15 protein-coding genes and 1 riboswitch are annotated in these 19,619 nt (G+C 40.0%); of the genes, 1 reads left to right on the forward strand and 14 read right to left on the reverse strand.

All coding sequences use genetic code 11. The features are described 5' to 3' along the window. Positions 1 to 52: 52 nt before the first annotated feature. From GKP30_RS15625 to GKP30_RS15690, 14 genes are all read right to left on the reverse strand, one after another. Positions 53 to 304 carry a ubiquitin family protein gene (locus tag GKP30_RS15625; RefSeq protein WP_216830391.1) on the reverse strand — a complete coding sequence of 84 codons (252 nt, stop codon included), beginning with the start codon at positions 302 to 304 and terminating at the stop codon, positions 53 to 55. Continuing rightward, complete coding sequence (essC, locus tag GKP30_RS15630) at positions 297 to 4,913, reverse strand: type VII secretion protein EssC (RefSeq protein WP_216830392.1); 4,617 nt, start codon at positions 4,911 to 4,913, stop codon at positions 297 to 299. Before essC ends, GKP30_RS15625 begins: the two co-directional genes overlap by 8 nt. Positions 4,914 to 6,179: 1,266 nt before the next feature. Next, positions 6,180 to 6,977: a hypothetical protein gene (locus GKP30_RS15635; RefSeq protein WP_216830393.1), complete on the reverse strand. Its 798-nt coding sequence runs from the start codon at positions 6,975 to 6,977 to the stop codon at positions 6,180 to 6,182. Between the two features lie 837 nt (positions 6,978 to 7,814). Beyond that, the gene (locus GKP30_RS15640; RefSeq protein WP_216830394.1) at positions 7,815 to 9,134 is read right to left on the reverse strand and encodes a hypothetical protein; all 1,320 of its coding nucleotides are present in this window, start codon (positions 9,132 to 9,134) and stop codon (positions 7,815 to 7,817) included. Positions 9,135 to 9,155: 21 nt separating this feature from the next. After that, on the reverse strand, positions 9,156 to 9,488 hold the full coding sequence (locus tag GKP30_RS15645; protein WP_216830395.1) for a hypothetical protein: 333 nt from the start codon (positions 9,486 to 9,488) through the stop codon (positions 9,156 to 9,158). Positions 9,489 to 9,812: 324 nt separating this feature from the next. Beyond that, on the reverse strand, positions 9,813 to 10,379 hold the full coding sequence (locus tag GKP30_RS15650; protein ID WP_216830396.1) for a hypothetical protein: 567 nt from the start codon (positions 10,377 to 10,379) through the stop codon (positions 9,813 to 9,815). A 30-nt stretch (positions 10,380 to 10,409) separates the two neighbouring features. Further along, positions 10,410 to 10,733: a hypothetical protein gene (locus tag GKP30_RS15655; protein ID WP_216830397.1), complete on the reverse strand. Its 324-nt coding sequence runs from the start codon at positions 10,731 to 10,733 to the stop codon at positions 10,410 to 10,412. A gap of 9 nt (positions 10,734 to 10,742) precedes the next feature. Beyond that, a complete protein-coding gene (locus GKP30_RS15660; protein ID WP_216830398.1) occupies positions 10,743 to 11,039 on the reverse strand; it encodes a DUF4176 domain-containing protein in 297 nt (98 codons plus the stop codon). Positions 11,040 to 11,113: 74 nt separating this feature from the next. Beyond that, a complete protein-coding gene (locus GKP30_RS15665) occupies positions 11,114 to 12,493 on the reverse strand; it encodes a hypothetical protein (protein ID WP_216830399.1) in 1,380 nt (459 codons plus the stop codon). Between the two features lie 12 nt (positions 12,494 to 12,505). Further along, complete coding sequence (locus GKP30_RS15670; RefSeq protein WP_216830400.1) at positions 12,506 to 12,838, reverse strand: hypothetical protein; 333 nt, start codon at positions 12,836 to 12,838, stop codon at positions 12,506 to 12,508. A 408-nt stretch (positions 12,839 to 13,246) separates the two neighbouring features. Continuing rightward, positions 13,247 to 13,666 carry a hypothetical protein gene (locus tag GKP30_RS15675; protein ID WP_216830401.1) on the reverse strand — a complete coding sequence of 140 codons (420 nt, stop codon included), beginning with the start codon at positions 13,664 to 13,666 and terminating at the stop codon, positions 13,247 to 13,249. After that, complete coding sequence (locus tag GKP30_RS15680) at positions 13,663 to 14,178, reverse strand: general stress protein (RefSeq protein ID WP_216830402.1); 516 nt, start codon at positions 14,176 to 14,178, stop codon at positions 13,663 to 13,665. The genes GKP30_RS15675 and GKP30_RS15680 overlap by 4 nt, the downstream gene beginning before the upstream one ends. Before the next feature lie 323 nt (positions 14,179 to 14,501). Further along, entirely contained in the window at positions 14,502 to 14,924 is a 423-nt protein-coding gene (locus GKP30_RS15685; protein WP_216830403.1) for a hypothetical protein, read from the reverse strand. Positions 14,925 to 15,003: 79 nt separating this feature from the next. Next, the gene (locus tag GKP30_RS15690; protein WP_216830404.1) at positions 15,004 to 17,859 is read right to left on the reverse strand and encodes an Ig-like domain-containing protein; all 2,856 of its coding nucleotides are present in this window, start codon (positions 17,857 to 17,859) and stop codon (positions 15,004 to 15,006) included. A gap of 265 nt (positions 17,860 to 18,124) precedes the next feature. Between GKP30_RS15690 and GKP30_RS15695 the strand changes: the two genes are divergently transcribed. Continuing rightward, the gene (locus GKP30_RS15695) at positions 18,125 to 18,619 is read left to right on the forward strand and encodes a hypothetical protein (RefSeq protein WP_216830405.1); all 495 of its coding nucleotides are present in this window, start codon (positions 18,125 to 18,127) and stop codon (positions 18,617 to 18,619) included. Between the two features lie 113 nt (positions 18,620 to 18,732). After that, positions 18,733 to 18,815, forward strand: a riboswitch (cyclic di-GMP riboswitch). Positions 18,816 to 19,619 lie beyond the last annotated feature (804 nt).

Here is a 19,619-nt window from a genome sequence, read left to right on the forward strand (position 1 = left end):
TTAGCTCAATTTTCCCCTGCCGCTGTAATGTGGGCTGTTTTGTAATTACCGATTAAAGCAACATTAACTTACTCCCATTTTTTAATTGCAGCTCTTCAACGGTTTTGTTGATATCGAGCACTTCACCTGTTTGACGGTCACATATTGGCATGTTTTCACTTGCGACAAAATAGCCTTGGGAGAGCTCGGCGACTGTATTAGCGAGCAAGAAGGACACTTCGTATAACTTGCTTTTTAAAGGAATGAATACATCATAAGTATCATCGGAAGCGGGAATATACACTTCGACAAGCACCTTATCCATAAGCTAATGCCTCCTCTTTTGCCGTAGCGGTTAGCAGTTTAACGACATTCGCTTTACCTTTGTTTACGACGTAACCAAACTCTGGCGGGATTTCACCGTACATATCACTTGTAATTTTGCTGATTTTTAGCGTGTATTGATCCGTAATTCCGTTGCCGATCCAAATCGCCTGGTTCAACGCCACCTGCTTTTGGAACCAACTTTCGAAAGTGATTGTACTAATTTTGTCGACACTATCGGAAATAATTAGGTTCACGTTTAACGAGTCGCCTCTTTCTAAAAACACCTTTAATTTATCTTGAGCATCCGCTGATAAATGCATATTGAGATCCGTGAAAGAGTCAATAAAACAAGTGATTTGTTCAAACACAGGAGGAACTTTGCCTTCCTCCGCTGCGTCCTTCGTATCGTTATTACGCTGAACGAGGGTATTAAACAAGTGAACGATCATTTCTTCTAACGCACTCGTTTCACTTACATATTGATAACGACTAGCATCCCCCGTTAAGCTTCCATTCGGGTCAAGCACAATCACTTCACTGTCTCCCTTTAATGTCGCGACATCGACTAGCGCATGCATAAAGCTCGAGCAGTCATCCCCATTCGCCGCCAGCACTAAATTGACGAAGGATGCTCTAAAGTCGTAATACGTAACGGCGAGAGAATTTTTATCGACGCCGATTGGCAATTGATCGGTTTGCTTATTGTGAATTTCATTTCGCAAATATTCAATGTTCACTTTTTCAGGTAAAACAGGAATTCTCTTAGCAACAGAGCCATTCCATTGTTCGTTTCGATTACGGCAATAGTCCGTCATAAATGAATACATGTCTGGAACATCTTGTGCAATTTGTGCGACTTGGAACTCAAACACACCGTCTTCCGCTTTAAAAATTCCTCTACCTTTATATTTCGAAGGATATACCCCATCAACATTTCCTAAAATGCCCGAGTAATCCGAGCTGTCGTTTAACTGCAGTACGAATAATTGCTTAAAGTTTTGCAGCAGTCGATAGCGCACCGCACCCGCATTCGCAGCCGTTAAGATGAAGTAAATTCCATATCTAAGCCCTTCACGAGTCAAAAAGGAGATCGCTTCTTCATACTGCTCATACATTTCTGAAAAAGCAGAGTAATTATGAATGACAACGACAATCGATGGTAAACTCTCACTTGCAACTTGGTTGTAAGTTGAGAAATCTCCACCGTAATTCGAAAACAGTCGGCGCCTGTTCTCAATTTCACTATTAAGCATTTTAAATAGATTACTAATCTTTTCACTTTCATGCGATAACAGCACGTCACCAACATGAGGTGCTTGACGGAACCAGCTTAGTGTTTCAGAGCTAAAGTCGAGCATATAGAAGTTGACTTCATCAGGTGTATGCTCCTCCATCAACGAATAAATCGTCGTCGCTAAGAACGTCGTTTTCCCGCTGCCAGCCACACCATAAATGACGGTGTTTCCTTCTTCGGTAATCGGCATTCTCATCACCATTTGACGTTGGTTAGCTGGATCATCGTATTCACCAACGACTGGATTGAGCACAAACGGCTCCTCCGTCTTCGCCTCGTACTTCGCTTTTAACTGATCAATATAAATCAGCTGCGGGATCGGCTCTAACCAAAGCGGTTTCACTTTAATATTTTCTTGTTTTGCTAGATTTTCTAAATACTTCGTCACTTCATCAATTTGCTTCGGTGGATTTTTCACTGCGCCTTGCTGCTTATCGACTTTGGCACTTTTAATGACGCGCCCTAAGTTATCAATAATACGAATGCTGTTATCCTGGTGTTTTTCGACTTTTTCCGTTGGAATATATGGTGCCCCTGCCCAAGCCGATTGCCCAAGCTCAAACAACTCGTTGTATCCGACCTGTAAGTAGAAACGCCCTGTCGTCTTTAACTCCGCCGCATCTGGCCGTTTAATAACTTCCATACTATCGGCTTTTTCTTGTACCTTGAGACTGATCCTAAATTTACTGTTACTCCAAATTTGATCGTCTACTACACCCGAAGGCTTTTGTGTTGCTAAAATTAAATGCACCCCTAAGCTTCGTCCAATCCTTGCCGCACTGACCAGCTGTTCCATGAATTCAGGCTGCTGGGTTTTCAGCTCAGCAAACTCATCAGAAATCATAAATAAGTGCTGCAGTGGCTCGGTAACGACCCCTTCACGATACAGCTTTTGGTATTTATAAATATCAATATTACTTTCATTAATCTTCTGGCTCGTTTCACTGAAAATCGCTTGACGTCGCTTCAATTCACTTTGAATGGAAATCAATGAACGCTTCACCGCTGCTCCGTCGAGGTTCGTAATCGTCCCTGCTAAATGCGGCAAGTTCAGAAATGCATTCGCCATTCCACCACCCTTATAGTCAATCAAAATAAATGCGACTTCATCTGGGTGGTAATTGACAGCTAGCGATAAAATAAACGTCATAACAAACTCACTTTTACCAGAACCAGTCATACCCGCGATCAATCCGTGTGGGCCATGGTATTTTTCATGAAGGTCGATCATAAACGGCTGCCCCATCGTATCGACCCCAATCGGTGCTTCAATCGTCAACGTCGGGTTATTTTCCTTCCATCTCGTCGGCGCATTTAAATGCTCGATTTTACTAACGCCAAACATTTCAAGAAAAGTCAGCATATTCGGAAGCGTATATTGCTCAAGGGATGTCGCTAGTTGAATATTAGCTAATTGGATCGCTAAGTCTTCAGCTTTTTTGTGTAAGTAGATGTCATCGTTAAATGCTGTGTACTGCCCTGAAATATCATCCTTGTCAAAAATCTTCGAGCCGTCATTACCAAGCTCGACCACCTTGGAGCATTCCTTCGGCAGCTTTTCTAACTCATCATAAAGCGTGACTAAGCTGAAGCCGATCTTGTTCTTCTCTTTTAAAAGCATGTTGAACATTTCAGCTTTGGAAGCTAAATCTTTACTCATCGAGAACACAATAATATGCTGCGTTAATTCCTGGAGATCACTTTCTTGCAGCTCGGATTGGCGCGTAATTTCTTTTTCAAAATACGCAGAAAGCTCCTTTAACTCATTCGCATCTGAAGCGATAAAGCGAATGTTTTTCTCTTCATCCCAAACATGCGGAAGCCATTTGGCAAACTTCCAATCCTCATGCTCACTCTTATCATAAATAAACACTAGCTTTAATTCGTCGTAACTATGTAGAGAGGCTAATTGAATCGTTAACCCTTTCACAAAATCCTTTACTTTACTTCGCTCGCCAATAATCCCGCTCACTTGCTCATCCATTAACGATAAAGTAACAGGAACATCCTTTAAAATTTGCGGCGTATCTGCTATCTCATAAAGTTCTTCTTGTAAGTTATCATCATCAACAGAAAACTTTCGCTCTGGAAATTTAATGTCGGCATCAAGCGGTAGATTTCCTGTTCCAAGCCGTACTTTAAGAAAGTCATTTTGCCCAATCACCCGCTCCCAGAGAGTTCGCTCTCTGTTTTCAATTCGAGCCACACAATTTTCAACTGGAATATGGTTTTCACGAAGAATTTCACTTTGGTGCTCACATTCGACATCAATGACTCGTCTCATTTCAAGTAAGTAGGCTTTATATTTTTCCTGGCGGATCGCTTCCTTTTTCTGGCGCTTCTTCTTTTCATACTTCTTCGTTAAAATCGGCCAAAGAACCATCCCGATGAGCATACTTGATGCCATGACGAGCATCGGAACCGCGGTCCGCATATCACCATCATTTCGCATCACATTTTGTACCATGAACAGCGCAGTAAACATTGAAGCCATCCCCATCGTAATTGATGGACCAAGCATCAGCATGAGTGGCGTTTCTTCCATGTCGGTTGGCTGCGGCGGTGGATCGATCTTAATCTCCTTGCGTTCAATATCGCGTTTGAAGCGCGGAGAACGATAGAATAAATGACTATCTGTATCCTTTACATTAAAATCATCGAGTTCATCTTCATCCTCTTGGATCGGTTTGTCGGCAATAAAAGGGCTGAAAGTGTGTTTGTCTAAAAATACGAGTTGATGCGGGTTATTTAACGAAAGCAGCCTGCCGTTAAAAATAATTTTTAACCCCATGATGTAAATGACGTCACCATTTGAAAGAACTTTCTCCTTCACTTTCGCACCATTCACATATGTACCGTTGGAGCTCTCGTTATCTTTTAGCACCGCCTGTCCGTTTTTCTTATATTCAATCGTACAATGCGAGCTCGAAACTAACTTGTGAGAAAAGCAGATCTGACTCGTCTTGCCTCTTCCGATCTTAATCGTGTCGGCGGTAACGTGATGTCTAGTAAACTGATTTCTACTTTCAGCAGGCGGCTCGACATACAAAAGAGCAGTAGGCTCACCCTCTCGGTAAATCGTGTACGTCTTAAAGAGCTCTACTGGTACTTTTCTGACCATTTCATTATTTGTATTTTTCAGGAAGGCATATTTGTTCGATTTTAAAAACCACTGCCCAGCTTCTGCTTCAATCGCCATGATGTCGATTGGGTGGTTATCTTGGTCAACTGACGTCAGTATGTATTTTCCAGTAATGTTTTCGGGCAGGGCTAACGTAAACGCCTTACCTCGATCAAAAAGAGTTAATATCACAACAATCGCTCCTCTATTGGGGTCAGTGAACTGTCCCATTGGAAAGAACCTGGGGTTTGTGGGGTGTTCCATGGGAAAGAATACGGAAATGTAAGATATCCATAATTTTTCTATATATTAACAAATGATTCTATCGTTTTGCTCATACCCATTTTAGTCTTATTTGTGGATACTTCATTGATACGATACTCATTATAATGGAAATATAGGGAATGTAGAATAAGTTTTTACGTTAATTTTGTAAAAATTGTAGCTTTCTGTTACAAATGGGCAATTCTGTCTATATATTAAAATAGCATTAGCTGTAAAAAAGTGAGCGTCTGTTCCAAAAGAACTAGAGCTCACTTTTTCTGTTTTTATGGAGGAGTTGTGGTTGAGGGCGGTGGGGGAAGGTTGATCAGATGCTAGTGCGGGGGAGGAGCGGTGACTTGGTTGGTTGATTAGGTGCTAGTGCCGGATTCGGAAGGATTGGTGAATGATTAGTGACCGCGTGGGTTGTTTAAACACAAGGGCGGGAGTTATTCGGGTGTTTTAGTTACCTCTTCCTTCGTTTCTCACTCTGCTCGGGAACCATTCACGCTCTTTAGTTACCTCTTCCTTCGTTTCTCACCCTGTTCGGGAACCATTCACGCTCTTTAGTTACCGATTCCTTCGTTTTTCATTCTGCTCGGGAACCATTCACGCCCTTTAGTTACCGATTCCTTCGTTTCTCACTCTGCTCGGGAACCATTCACGCCCTTTAGTTACCTCTTCCTTCGTTTTTCTCCCCGCTCGGGAACCATTCACGCCCTTTAGTTACCGATTCCTTCGTTTTTCACTCTGCTCGGGAACCATTCACGCTCTTTAGTTACCGATTCCTTCGTTTTTCTCCCCGCTCGGGAACCATTCACGCCCTTTAGTTACCTCTTCCTTCGTTTCGCGCTCTGCTCGGGAACCATTCACGCCCTTTAGTTACCGATTCCTTCGTTTTTCTCCCCGCTCGGGAACCATTCACGCCCTTTAGTTACCGATTCCTTCGTTTCGCGCTCTGCTCGGGAACCATTCACACTCTTTAGTTACCTCTTCCTTCGTTTCTCACTCTGCTCGGGTATCATTCCGCTCGCTTTGATGTCCTCCTCCTTCGCTTTGGAAAGTATTCAAAACCAAGTAACAGTTCATGAAGCAACAGCTGACTCTCCTTAAATAGTTTTCTTATTATATCTACAAACAAAAAAACGTATAGTTCAAGACCATACGTTTTCTCAATTCAGATCATCTTTTCACATTTTACACAGATGTGGCTACCGTGCCGACACCATCCAACAATTCTTCCCATTGTGCAGATCCTATTAATTGAACGAATACTGGCTTGATTGGGTCATCCGTGTACTCAACGGACCAAATCCCAGTAGTCGACGGGAGGAAAAAGACGATATTATGAAGCAACGGTGCTTCCTCTACATTCGGAACGTTGAAAAATGAAATATTATTCAGCGTCCAATTATGCGCTTCAATATCTTGAACAAACTCATTAAAATATGACTCTTCTTCAGCCGTAAAGTCACTTAAACTCTTCACTTTCTCTATCTGGTGCGGATCGCTTAATAAGTCAAAGGCCTCGTCAGTTAATTGAAAGGCCTTCACTTCATTCATTTCTACAGGTGCAAAAGAGTAATATTCCTTAATTAATTTCGGAATTTCAGTTTTATCCATATAAGAAAACTCATGGATGATATCACGGTCGACAATATGAGCAAGCCAAGTACTATCGTCTACTTGGTGCAGCATAAGGGTGTTTTGTCCAAATGCATTTGAACATCGCAGCATCCATTCCGATTGGATATAGGATTGAATAAACTCCTGCATTGGCTCACTTAAGGGATTTTCTCCTCTTTGATCCTTTTCTGTATCCCACAACTGCTTGAGAATTAATTGATGTACCGTTACTTCCATTATTGCTTCCCACTCTTGAGGGCTTTTTTCACCTATAGCAGCTTCGGCAATTCCTTTTGCAATCCCTGGCTCTCCACAAAGAGAAACTAACAGTGCGAGCTCCTCTGTCGTGCACGTCATAATATGGTTCATTTCACTCATTCCTCTTTAGAAAATATCTACTCACTCGATACATCAGTAAAATTATGTATAGGCCGATCCTCTAGTCACTGTTTATTGATACACAAAATACTTTATTAGAAAAACAACCCACGTAAAAAGCCGCTAAGGACATTGAAAAGAGCCCTTATCTAAAACAGCAATAGAGAAAATCATCAATATTCTAGTAAACTGGCTACCGATTTAGAAGAAATCCTGTCTCCACCTGTTTAGAACTTCACACCTACGTTAAGAAGTGGGGGCATTACCAAAAACTAAACCAGGATTAATATAAAAGGTGCTGTAAAAATTGGCTTATAAACTCATAGATAATAACACCTATTAACCCGAACACTAGCATTATAATAAATAGCACAATCCTCCGGTAGAACCAGTTGAGATGCTCCATTCGTTTATAAATTGACGGACCCAATCCTAGAAAAGATATCAAAAATAAATTTACGAGTTTTTGAAACATGTTTTCTGGAGGATAGGACATACCCCAATCATAATAATTAATCATAACACTACCTAAAAAGACAGTTGCTATACCAAAGGCCATTTGCGAACCAAAGATTATAAGGAAAAAATACTCAATATTAATTAACATTTCTTGAAGCAACAGCTGACTCTCCTTTATATTCGACTACGTTAAGAACTAATTATAAGATATCTTTGCAGTCAATCTGTATCCAACTTTTCCCCTAATAGTAAACTCACTCCAACAGGAAAGAATATTAGTAATCAGAGGGAGTTTCAACTCCACCTAATTAGAACCTCTGATCCACGCTACGCTAAAAGGTAGGGACATTACCCTAAAATAAACCAGAATTAATTCAACCAGCTAGTTACGGATTTGAATTTATTCGCTAAACCTTCAGCAGCTCCACCGAAAGATTCGCCGATAGCTTTACCTATATTTTCAGCGCCTCTACCAATTGCTCCTCCAACATCCTTCGCTACATCTTTGACGAAAGCGTTATTTGCTACACCACCAACTAATCCACCAACTGCTCCTCCAATAATAACACCTTTAGGACCAGCAAAAGCGCCAATCTTAGCTCCAGCTGAAGCACCGGCAGCTACAGCACCAAAATCAGTCAAAGCCCCTCCAAAAAATCTCCCTGTTTTCTCCATTCCACCCTTATTTGCATTAGCAGCATTAGTAAACTCCGTTGCATTTGACCCTATGGTTACAACATTACCAATTAGCGGGATCCCTTTACCTAAATTAGTAAACCCTTTAGCTGTGGCTGCTTTCTCTAGTACTCCTTTTGTTGAAACATCTTTCATTCTATTCTTGGTATGATCAAGGATATCCTTTCCTGTCATCGATATCGCAAAGTTCGTATCCTTCGCAAACCCTGCTACATGTTTGATTAAATGGGACGGGCTCGAATAGGAAGAGACCGCTTTATGAACACCCTTCAAGATTGGATTTGTAGGCTTTGAGTTAGCGAAATCTTTAATTTTTCGAGCAATAGGATTGCTATGATGTCCCTTACTCGTCCAAGAGTCAGCCGCTGCAACTGTAAAACGATAATTTCCCTTGATGCGATCCATCAATGACGGCCTGCCTCCGCGGTAATTGATCTTTAGCGTACTCGTTACACCAGCAGCCGTAGCAATGGTAAGTGCATTGGAAACCAGTAATGGGGTGTCAAAAAAATTAAGTGCATCACCAACTTTTCCAACACCACTAAAAAATTTATGTAAAACCGATTCTTCTCTTTGATAAGTGGCTCCTACGACATGGGCGTTTGAACCAGCTTCCACCATCGTTTTTCTAATGTTATTGGCATAAGCACCGAACCCAGATATTCGACCCATCAGGCCCGCGTAAACATGACCCTTCCCTAATCGCTCGACAGAAGTTCCTTTAGAAGCTAGAAAACTTTCAGCCTTTGCATAGCGAGCCATCGACTGGTTCACAAAGGTTTGAAGATTTTTCACCTGCATTTCTAGTTTTCCTAAAGAACTCTCTGTTCGATTTAACCTTGAACCGATCCCTCTACGTACGGTAATTCTTCGATCGAGACTCCCACTGACTGAGGAGACTCTACTTCTAATCTCAGAAACTTTAGTTGAATTTTGCTTAATTCCTGGTACCTGCTGGTTTACAAAACCAGTTCTTATAAGAATTCGAGACATTAGAGAACCTCCTTTTCAGTATCATCCTTTTTCGGCTTTTGCCTTAGCTCTTGCTTCAGCTTCCCGTTTCGCTTGATCGATTTTAGCTTGCTCTTCCCTCGAGATTTCTAGGGCGACCGATACGACATCACTTCCGATAGAATTCAGCTCAGAAGAAAGGCTATGAATCTCTTTTGTAATACTAGCAATTGCATTGTTAATATATGTAATTTCCTTTGCTTGCCATCCATGTTTTAGATTAGTCTTTATACTTTCTAGACTTTTGTTTAAGTCTTTTAATTGTGATGCAAGTGTATTTAGTCGATTTGCTTGTGAACTCGCCACACCAACATTTATTCGATTTGTAACAACCATAACGATCCTCCTGGCTTTCAACTCTTATTATTCTTCTATATCGAACGTCCTTATTACGTAATAATTATAAGCGCGAGTACGTAAAAATACTACATATTATGCACAGTTTATCCTTTATTTGGTATTAATTTCCCACTGACTAGTCGGTTTCTCTGTCATTATTTAATGAAATCTATTAAAACGATGTATTGTTATCATACTTATGTCGCATAGAAAGGTTGAAGTACCATTTAGAATAGAGTTTAACAACACCCGAAAGATTTCCCAATAAAAAAAGAGCATTCCATCCAAGCTGTGTTACAGCTAAGAGAAACGCTCGATACATTATGAGGCTTTTGCTAATTTCGATCTCTTGAAAAAAGTATGCAGGAATAGGAACACGGAAAACAAAACAGAAAGAACCATGACAAATATTCCGCCACCGAAGGCGATGACCTTTCCTACAAACGACTTTTTAATATTAAGCACAACCTCTGAACCTTGATCGATACCTTCATATTGTGCCATTAATTGATAGTTTCCAGGCTCATCAATCGAAAATTTAAACACTGACGTTCCTTCAATCCCATTAGTCGAATAGGTTGAACCACTTGAATGTTGTAATGGAACTGGGATATCTGTAGACGGATCGTAAATTAATACGCCTAATCCTTGTATGTTATGATCGGTATGATAAATTTTCCCATCAACTATACTTCTATACTCATGAAAGATTGTATAATTTCCACTTTCTAAAACTAACTCTTCCATTCCAGGTACAATCACTCTTACATCTTCACTGTCATCTAAGAACACGAGAAAGAGCATGGCTACAAATATTAAGCTTCCTATAATAGGAGCAATCAGTGCTACTATGTACCTTTTTTTGCTTGGAATTTTATTATTTTGCATAATACCCACCTTTAATCTACGAAGCAACCGTTAGTTGTTTACATTGGAATTTAAATAATTGCTTTTCACTTTTGGATATAACTTTAACATCACTACTATGACAACCAACATGAAAGGTACCGTAAATAAAAGCCCAAATAATAGAAGTGGACCATAAACAAAAGAGGAACCAATTATGAATAATGAAGAAATCAACGGAATTAAATAGACAGGAAAAAACAGAATATTCATGTAAACGAGAGACATATATTTAGCCTTTTCTACTTTCGTTTCGGCTTCCTGTACACCTTTCCAACAGTCTTTTAGTTCAGCCGCTGTCATTTTAATAATATCGATAAAAAGTCTTAACTTCATTTTTTACTCCTATTCGAAAGCTTTCTTTAATCGCTCTCTTAATTCTAGCTCTCCCTCTGTTTCTAACCCTTTAAAAACCACTTCCTCGATTGATTCATGATCAATAAACACATTAGTCTCTTCTGAAATATGTCCTTGTGGAAATGGACAAGCAACATAATCCCAGACTTTATCTGTGCCAGCTTGTTGTTGTTTTCTACCATAAATCATAATTGCTTGTTCAATAAAGTCTACCTTTATGACAGATCCAATAGGTAAAAACTCTGTTGGTACTACTAATTTTAATGAATTAATTTCTTTTGCCATCATCAATTCCTCCTATAATCCACCTGTTTTCGAGCATAAAAAAAATGTACTGGCCCCTTTGAATTGAGGTTAAACTATTTATTAGGGTCTTTTTCAAACGTGAGACCAAATTCTAGTCCGAGACCGATATGGATACCTAATTTATTTTCTAAACCAAGTTTTGCTTCTCCACCAATACTTCCAGCAGACCCTCCGATATGAGGTTTAATATTATAATCGGTAAAAGGTATAGGAATAATCGTTCCGATTTTCCCTTCGGCCGCAGCCGCTTTCGCTCCAATACCGACTGTAAAGTTATCTACACCAGCGTGTGCTTTTGCAGTTAATACTTCAGCATTTCCATGAAACCCATATCGATTAAATCCTATTGTGTCTGCACCAGGAATTTTCTCCGTGAAGCTACCAGGTTGAGCTCTTCCTTCATAACCTAAGTATCTAGCATCTGCACTTAAAATAGCGACTGGCAGAATTCCTTCTCCACCAATAACAGCTTTACCTTGTGCTGTTAACATATCAATTGTTGCATTTCCATTAACAAAGGCATTATCTAATTCTAAGCTACCGTGGATCGTTGAAAACGTAGCATTTCCACCAATTTGACCGTGGCCGTTTTTAAATCCACTTAATCCTGCCCAGTCAGAATCGTAATACCCTACTCCCCCTGAAGCTGTCATGCCATACTGGGAGTTTTCCTTTTTATCTCCTATTAGATGACCCTCGTTTGTCCATCTAGTTTTACTATTGTCAATATAACATACACCTAAATCTTTTGTAATATCATTCGACGTTTTAGGTATTGTTGCAGTAAAGCCTTTGGCAAGAGTACTTCCTAAATTATAGGCGTTGCTCGCTTTTCCACCTGTTTGAGATCCTTGTAATCCTTTTATTAATCCACCCATGGCTCCCATTGGAAACATGGCTCCCATAAGCAAGTCTCTCATATTACCTGTCGTTGGAGTATTAGCGTTCCCACCTATATGATTCATGCCATAATACTGAAGTAGGCTAGCAGGTCCACCGATGTTTCCTCTATTAAAATAGTTCCCGAATACGCCTGGCATTCCATATGGGTATTTAGCTGCTGCTGGACCACCAACTATAAAGCCTCGTGCAAAGAGAGATAAAGCAAATAAACTATGCCATGGCTTTATTCCACCATCCAGCTTATATAGTCCCATTGCCTTTATATTTAGCATTCGTTGCGTATGATCATACTTATTCATGGATTGATTTATGACGTTCGTTAAATTATGTATCCTTTGTTCTATTACATTTAATGACTTTTGTGCATGATTTAACCTAGCACTTATTCCCCGACGTGCTTTGATTCTATTATCAATACCCCAATTCATGGCTGCAAGAGAACTTTTTATTTCGGATGCTCTTTTAGAATTATTCACTAGTCCTGGAACTTGTTGACTAACAAATCCAGTTTTCACATTTATCCGCGACAATAACGAGCCCTCCTATCTTTTTGCAGCCTTGGCTGCTGCTTCAGCTTCAGCTGCCTTTTTAGCAGCATCGATCTTGGCTTGCTCTTCTCTTGATATTTCAAGAGCAACCGAGATAACGTCTTTTCCTAAGGAATTAAGTTCCGACGTAAGACTACTAATCTCCTTACTAATATTAGTAATAGCCTGGTTTATATAAACAATCTCTTTCGCTTGCCACCCATGGGTTATATTTCCATTAATACTTTTTAAACTACTATTGAGAGCTTGTAATTGAGATGAAAGTGTATTAAATTTCGCAGCTTGTGAATTTGCCAAACTGACATTAATTCGATTAGTCACTACCATAATCTATCCTCCTGGCATTTAACTGTTTTAATTCCTCTACCTCGACCGTCTTCTTTTTTATCACGTAATAATTATAAGCGCGTGCACACAAAAAAACTACATATTATACACAATTCACCCTTTATTTGGTAGTAATTTACCACTTCTTTGCTGGTTTTTCATTCATTATCTAATGAAATCTAATAAAAAATATAAGACTTTATCATACTTATGTCGTATACTATGGCTTTCTCCATCAAAACCCACCACCAAAAGATTCCCATATAATTATCAATAGAAAAAGCATACCCATGGGATATGCCTTTTCTTAGTATTCTTTTTAAGATGCCTGCAGTTAGCGTACTACATGGAAATTTTTCACATCAATAGAAAGGCGGCTAGGCTGAAAACACCCCCGTCTAGTTCATTTTATTCAGTAGTAAGCTGAATTACTTCCTCATAAACCTCAGTGGCTGTTTCCCACTCTACTGTCATTTCTGTTTGATTGATTATTTGGATAATGTCTTCAGGCTCGTACCCGCTATTTGCTTTTTTCCCTTCAATCGTACCTGTTTGGTTATTTATCGTTCCAATATGAAATTGAAAGTTCAGGATTTCTAATGAAATTGGATTTTCGGCTTGAAGTGTTATCGCAATCAGCTCGTCTTCCCCAGTATACTCCAGTAAAATGTTATCATTAATAAAGTTGTTAGTAATCGTGTACTGACCTTCAATCTTTCCATATTGCCCTTCTCCAATTACTGTCACATTCGTCTTTTTCAAACTACATCCTACGATTAAAAGATTAACGCATAGGACAACAAGCACAATTTTAAATTTACTAATCATCTTTTACCCCCATTGTATTTATTAAGATGATGAATTCCGTTTCTGTGGAAATTTATGTTGTAAAGCTCCTTCGCTATTGAAGACGGTTTCCCTCTTCCCTTCTTATAATTGGTTAACTGGATATGATAATAGTTGACATACTCGATTATCGCAAAAACATAGATGAATAGAGTTAATACCGAACCAAAATACGAGACACGTTCCCATAAAAATACATCAACCAAAAATATAACAGGGCCGACCATAATAAGAATGAGGTTCAGTTTTTTTAGGACGTAAAGAAATTTGTAAAAGTTAGCGAAAACCATTTCCTTCCGCTTTAACCTTAGCCATTTAATAAACCAATAGAAGCTACCTTGCAGAAGAATAAAGTTCAATACAACAAAAACATAAAGTAAGGAAAAACTGTCATTTGGGTTAACCGAATAGAAAACGTAAATAAACGTAAAGGTAACAGCCGCAAAAAATTCTCCCGTAAACAAATACACAAGCCGCTTCTCCAAGCCCTTCATCCACTCACTCCTCCCCTATTTTTAAGAATGTACTCATTCATCTAGACGTTTTACTTTCTATTTTTAAAGCTATTAAACACAACAAATGAAATTAATAGTAAAAAAACAATTCCAACACCGATTAGTAGATCCATCACCTGCTCGACCACACTAATCCTTCCAACATTCATTGCTATTTTTATAATTTGATAGCAATTCGGTTATGTCAGCTCGAACCCAATCTTAACATTAATTCCCTCTTTATGGCTGTAAATAAAAAAAGCCTTACCTTTTTCTCAAGGTAAAGCTTTCTTTCGTTCGTTATAGAAAGTGGGGAAATATTGTTACTCTTCGTGATCAATAAAAGGTAAACCATCGATAAATTCTAGAAGTTCATTTACATCAGTTGTCTTTAATACAATTCCTTCATGATCTAAAATAACGAAAGTCGGGAAATTCTGTATCCCTAAAACCTCAACATATTCATCAAATTCATTAGATTCAGGACTTGGATATGAAATTAAGTGTAGCTTCCCTACAGGAACATTAAACGAAGAGTAAAGGTCAAACTGTCTCCGAAGCTGATCATCCGTTTCATTCTCTTCCCAATCTTCAGGAGGAATAGCACTCCAAAAAGAATATAAATGATAGTGCTGTTCTTCATCAGGCGTCATTTGACCAATGAACGCAATTTCTTTCACTTGCTCATAATTGGAACACCCTATGAGCAAAGATAAACAAACCGTTAACAAAAAAATATATCTCAATTTAAGAAATCTCCTCATTCTTTTATAAATCTCAATAACTTTCAACTTCTTTTATTACGCATGCCAGTGCCTTGCCTTATTAATTCACCCTAACAGAAGCAATCCTACTTTTATTCCCTGCCTTATCGACCGCGTACACACTGATTGTTCTGCCTGCTCGTTGCTGTTTGATCGGAATGTTAAAATTACCTTTCGAATCTACTAAACCTTTATTTAAATACGTACTGCCATGATAAACATGCACGGTAGCTCCTTTTTCCGCTGTTCCAGTCACCGCTTTGGAGCGTGTCGTAATTGGATTTACTTTTGGCATCGATGGCGGTGTTTTATCAATGACCGTTACTTCCCTTGTCGTACTGACATTGCCAGCAGGATCTTTTGCATACACCGCGATCTTACTGCCTGCCTTTTGTTTCGCAATTGTAATCGTGAATTCTCCATTGGACTTTGATTTCACTGAACCGATCCTCGTTGACCCTCTTTGAGCATATACGGTAACATTTGGTGCGGTTTTTCCTTTAATCGTCGTATGGCTATCCCAAATTGGATTTACCGTCGGTCTTGGTGGCGGTGTTCTAAAAATATTTTCTACTTTAATCGACTTCGTGCTACTATTCCCTACGGAGTCCTCTACCATGAACGTATAGGTGCCATTTCGATCTATAGGATAAACGGCCGTTGCCCCTGAGATATACTTCCCGTTAGGCAATTTAATTCTCCTTACTTTTACATTATCTGTAGCATTCACCGCAATGACGATCGATTCTTTCGTCGGATTTGTAGTACTTGGGATGAGCGTCAACGTAGGTCTCACTTTATCTATATTAGAAATCGTCATCGATTGCTCGATGATGTTACCCGCTATATCCTCCACTGTGAAGCGATAAGTACCATTTTTACTGACCGCATAGGTGGTCGTATTCGCTGTACGAAACGTTCCATCTGGTAACCCGATCCTTTTTACCTCGCGATTATCAGACGCCTGGATTTCGATGATGACATCGCTGTTTGTCGCTGCGTTCGTATTGGGCGTTAACGTCATTCCAGGTGCTACTTTATCGATATTCGTTACTTCAATACTTTGACTTACAATATTTCCTCCTAAGTCCTCTACTTCAAACGTAAATGTACCATTCTTATCAACTGAAAACATCACTTCCGAACCGTTAACAAACTCTCCATTAGGTAACTTTATTCGTTTAATCCCAAAATTATCCGTTGCCCGAACGGTTAGGGAGATGTCTTGATTGGTCGGGCTGACTTCACTAGGTGTAATCGTCATTTCAGGCAGCACGGAATCATGAACGGTTTGGGAAAACGTATAAACAATATCATCCTTCGTCTGCCCACTGCTACTTACATGAACTCTAAACTCAACAGTACCCGTCTGTTTAGGAGACCAAATGAACTCAGGGTTCGAGCTATAACGCTGCACGACCTTCCATTGCCCATTCTCTCGTACAGAAAACTGATAGATTGGCTCAACCCCACCACTAGCCACCGCTTTAAAACGATATTGTGCTGGGGCGTTGCTATCATCGGACTCGATTGATACCGATTGGACTGGAGGAATGACCGTTCTAAAGTTAAAAACTAAATCCTGGTCAGAAAGTTCATCAAAAAAGCCACTGACAGCTCCTTTTTGTATCGTTAACGTATAATTGTTATTTTCCTTTAGTAAATCAGGCTCAACCCACAAGATCCCATCCTCATCATCACACTCTAAATAGACAGAACCCTCTGGACCTTTGAGATTTATTTTCGTTTCATCTTCTAAGAAAATGGTCTGGTTAAAGATAATTCCAATTAAAGTGTCAACTGGAACATTTCGAACCCCATCATAAAAATCATACAGTTCAAAATCATCATCGGTTTCCATCTGAAAGTAAAAACTATCCTCATATTGAGGTGGCCCTGGCCCATAATTCTCTAAAAACTGCAGAAACGTTTTACCGCCTTCTTTATAAATGGTCACTAAACCATCTTGAAAATGAAGTTTTTCAAAAACAATATTCGGTTGGATCGTGTAGATCAACTCATCTGTGGGGTATAAATACACATCAATTCCACCAGACGGGCTTGCGGCAAAAGTAAGCTCCTCCTCTAAACTAAACGCATAATCACTGTATCGCTCACCAAAGGAAAAATCATAAGTCATATCTTGATTTCGAACCGTTGATAATTCAAAAACAACTCCACTAAGATTATACATTTGCAGGCCATCAGGGCTAATTTTCGCAGTAGGTCTTAATGGATATTTCCCATGATAAGGGGAAGAATATTTCGCGTTTATGACGCCGTTATCCACTTCAAAAGCCGTAACATCTCTAGGGCTGACATCGGATGTAATCGTATATACCCTCGATGTAGTTTCACTATATAAAATCGCAGAACGGTGTCTTGTATTAGCATTTTTATTAGGGATTTCCTTTTGATCATGCAATGAATAAACCTTCATATCTGCCCATTGACCAGAGCCTGGCGTCACATACAAATAACCGTCTTTATCAATTGCGATATCATATGGTTCGGCATTAATATCAAATAGTTCTACTAGCTCAAAGCTGCTTGTTTCCACCACTGCAATCGCACCAATGTATGGACCAAAATTGGTGGCACTTCGCTGCATCTTTTGTTGGGTAATATAAAGCTTCCCATCGTACAGTTCAAGCTGTTCCCCTGGGAATGGCAGATCTAGCGTATGCATCGTTCCACTTTTATAGTCGACAGCTACAATGGTTTTACTATTTTGCCTCGTCATATAAATGACTGGCTTTTCTGGATCAACCGCCGTATCGTGGGGCGTAAAATCAAGTTGAATAGGCGCAAAATTAGTTGTTGCAACAACCTTTCCTTGCGCGCTGAAGATCGAACTTAAACTTGAAAAAAGCAATAAGAAAACAATGAGTACATTTAAGAAACGGAAACGCCCCATGATCTATCCCCCTAAATCTTCAAAGTATATTTTCATTTTAATCCAAAAAAGTGGCGCTGGGCCGCTGGGGAAAATAATTATTTTTCGACAACAGTGGACGTTGAGAGGGAACTATCAAGTGTACATTTTCAATGAATATGCTCGTTAGTTTTGCACCTCATATGTATGTCTTCTCCAATTGATGTCGACACTGTGATCAATGTATAAATGCTCGAATTCTGAGTTTCTTTGACTTTAATAGACACACATAACAGAGGTGAACAACATGCTAAGACTTATTCTTTTCGCCTTCATTGGCCTCTTTATTTTGACAGGCACGAACTTTGGAAAAAGCTTAATGGCAGAACACAACTTTTTAGAGGAAAGTAAAGCTCTTAAGGAGAACTTTATTAGTAATGAAAAGTTTGCTATCATGGGGCAAAATAAAGGTGAGCCGCATCATGATACTGGTTTAGCTCATGATGAGGATGAGGTTGAGCTGCGCCACCATGACCTGGGGCCAATGACGGATGAAGTTGCCACCGACCAGCGAGAGGAACTCGCTTTATCAAAAGATGAGGCGATCACAAGGGTTCTATCTGAATTTTCGATGACAGAGCTGCTCGCAATGGTAGATAAAGTAAAAAACGGGTTAACTGAAGAAGAATTCGAAGAAATGAAAGCGACATTAAAGCATCATTTTTCTGCCGAAGAAATCGAAGCTCTAAAAGAACTCGGGAAAAACAAGATAAATCAGTACTTTAATTCGTTCGATGAATGAAAAACTAGGTCTTTTCTCGCTAGTGATTCCATATAAATGGAATAAAATAGAACATTTTTAACTATTATTGTTTCAACAATATTCGACGATATTACATACAAACTACCATTCTTCGTACGAACGGGCAAAATCATTGAAAAATGGTGACGCAAAGCTAAAGGGGCTAAAACGAAAGTCATGCCAGCCAGCTGCCGAATACGTTCCAAGTCCGTACAAGTATGGCCAAATGAGGTGAACCATATGGTATGGATACAAATGTGGTGGCGAGAAATGTGCACTAGATACTATTTCTCGAAATACACCAACTGTCCAGAAAGCGACGCAACAAAAAGAGGCGAATTATTCCAAAAAGCCTACCACCATCAAGAGAAACTACTCCAACTGAAATATAAGCAAGTGAATACCTGTAAGTAGAGTGAGGAGAGCCAGTCGGATGACTGGTTCTTTTTTAGGGTGTTGGGGGGTTCGGGCTTCATTCGTCAGCTTTAGTGACCTCTTCCTCCGTTTTAGAGGCTCTTCGGGCTTCATTCACCCTCTTTAGTGACCTCTTCCTCCGTTTTAGAGGCTCCTCGGGCTTTATTCGCGAGCTTTAGTGACCTTCTCCTCCGTTTCAGCAGCTCCAAGGGCTTCATTCGCGAGCTTTAGTGACCTCCTCCTCCGGTTCAGCGGCTCCTCGGGCTTTATTCGCCAGCTTTAGTGACCTCCTCTCCCATTTCAGCGGCTCTTCGGGCTTTAGTCGCGGGCTTTAGTGACCTCCTCTCCCATTTCAGAGGCTCCTCGGGCTTCATTCGCGAGCTTTAGTGACCTCCTCCTCCGGTTCAGCGGCTCTTCGGGCTTTATTCGCGGGCTTTAGTGACCTTCTCCTCCGTTTCAGCGGCTCCTAGGGCTTTATTCGCGAGCTTTAGTGACCTCCTCTCCCGTTTCAGCGGCTCTTCGGGCTTTATTCGCGAGCTTTAGTGACCTCCCCCTCCGTTTCAGCGGCTCTTCGGGCTTCATTCTT

This window comes from Alkalihalobacterium elongatum, from assembly GCF_019024285.1.
Taxonomy (GTDB): Bacteria; Bacillota; Bacilli; order Bacillales; family Bacillaceae_F; genus Alkalihalobacterium; species Alkalihalobacterium elongatum.

Excerpts from the sequence above, each read along its gene's own strand:
- GKP30_RS15655 (WP_216830397.1), bottom strand. The coding sequence starts at position 10,733 with ATGAAGTTAAGACTTTTTATCGATATTATTAAAATGACAGCGGCTGAA.
- GKP30_RS15690 (WP_216830404.1), bottom strand. The coding sequence starts at position 17,859 with ATGGGGCGTTTCCGTTTCTTAAATGTACTCATTGTTTTCTTATTGCTT.
- GKP30_RS15645 (WP_216830395.1), bottom strand. The coding sequence starts at position 9,488 with ATGGTTGTTACAAATCGAATAAATGTTGGTGTGGCGAGTTCACAAGCA.
- GKP30_RS15640 (WP_216830394.1), bottom strand. The coding sequence starts at position 9,134 with ATGTCTCGAATTCTTATAAGAACTGGTTTTGTAAACCAGCAGGTACCA.
- GKP30_RS15680 (WP_216830402.1), bottom strand. The coding sequence starts at position 14,178 with ATGAAGGGCTTGGAGAAGCGGCTTGTGTATTTGTTTACGGGAGAATTT.
- GKP30_RS15675 (WP_216830401.1), bottom strand. The coding sequence starts at position 13,666 with ATGATTAGTAAATTTAAAATTGTGCTTGTTGTCCTATGCGTTAATCTT.
- GKP30_RS15650 (WP_216830396.1), bottom strand. The coding sequence starts at position 10,379 with ATGCAAAATAATAAAATTCCAAGCAAAAAAAGGTACATAGTAGCACTG.
- GKP30_RS15625 (WP_216830391.1), bottom strand. The coding sequence starts at position 304 with ATGGATAAGGTGCTTGTCGAAGTGTATATTCCCGCTTCCGATGATACT.
- GKP30_RS15695 (WP_216830405.1), top strand. The coding sequence starts at position 18,125 with ATGCTAAGACTTATTCTTTTCGCCTTCATTGGCCTCTTTATTTTGACA.
- GKP30_RS15660 (WP_216830398.1), bottom strand. The coding sequence starts at position 11,039 with ATGGCAAAAGAAATTAATTCATTAAAATTAGTAGTACCAACAGAGTTT.
- GKP30_RS15635 (WP_216830393.1), bottom strand. The coding sequence starts at position 6,977 with ATGAACCATATTATGACGTGCACGACAGAGGAGCTCGCACTGTTAGTT.
- GKP30_RS15670 (WP_216830400.1), bottom strand. The coding sequence starts at position 12,838 with ATGGTAGTGACTAATCGAATTAATGTCAGTTTGGCAAATTCACAAGCT.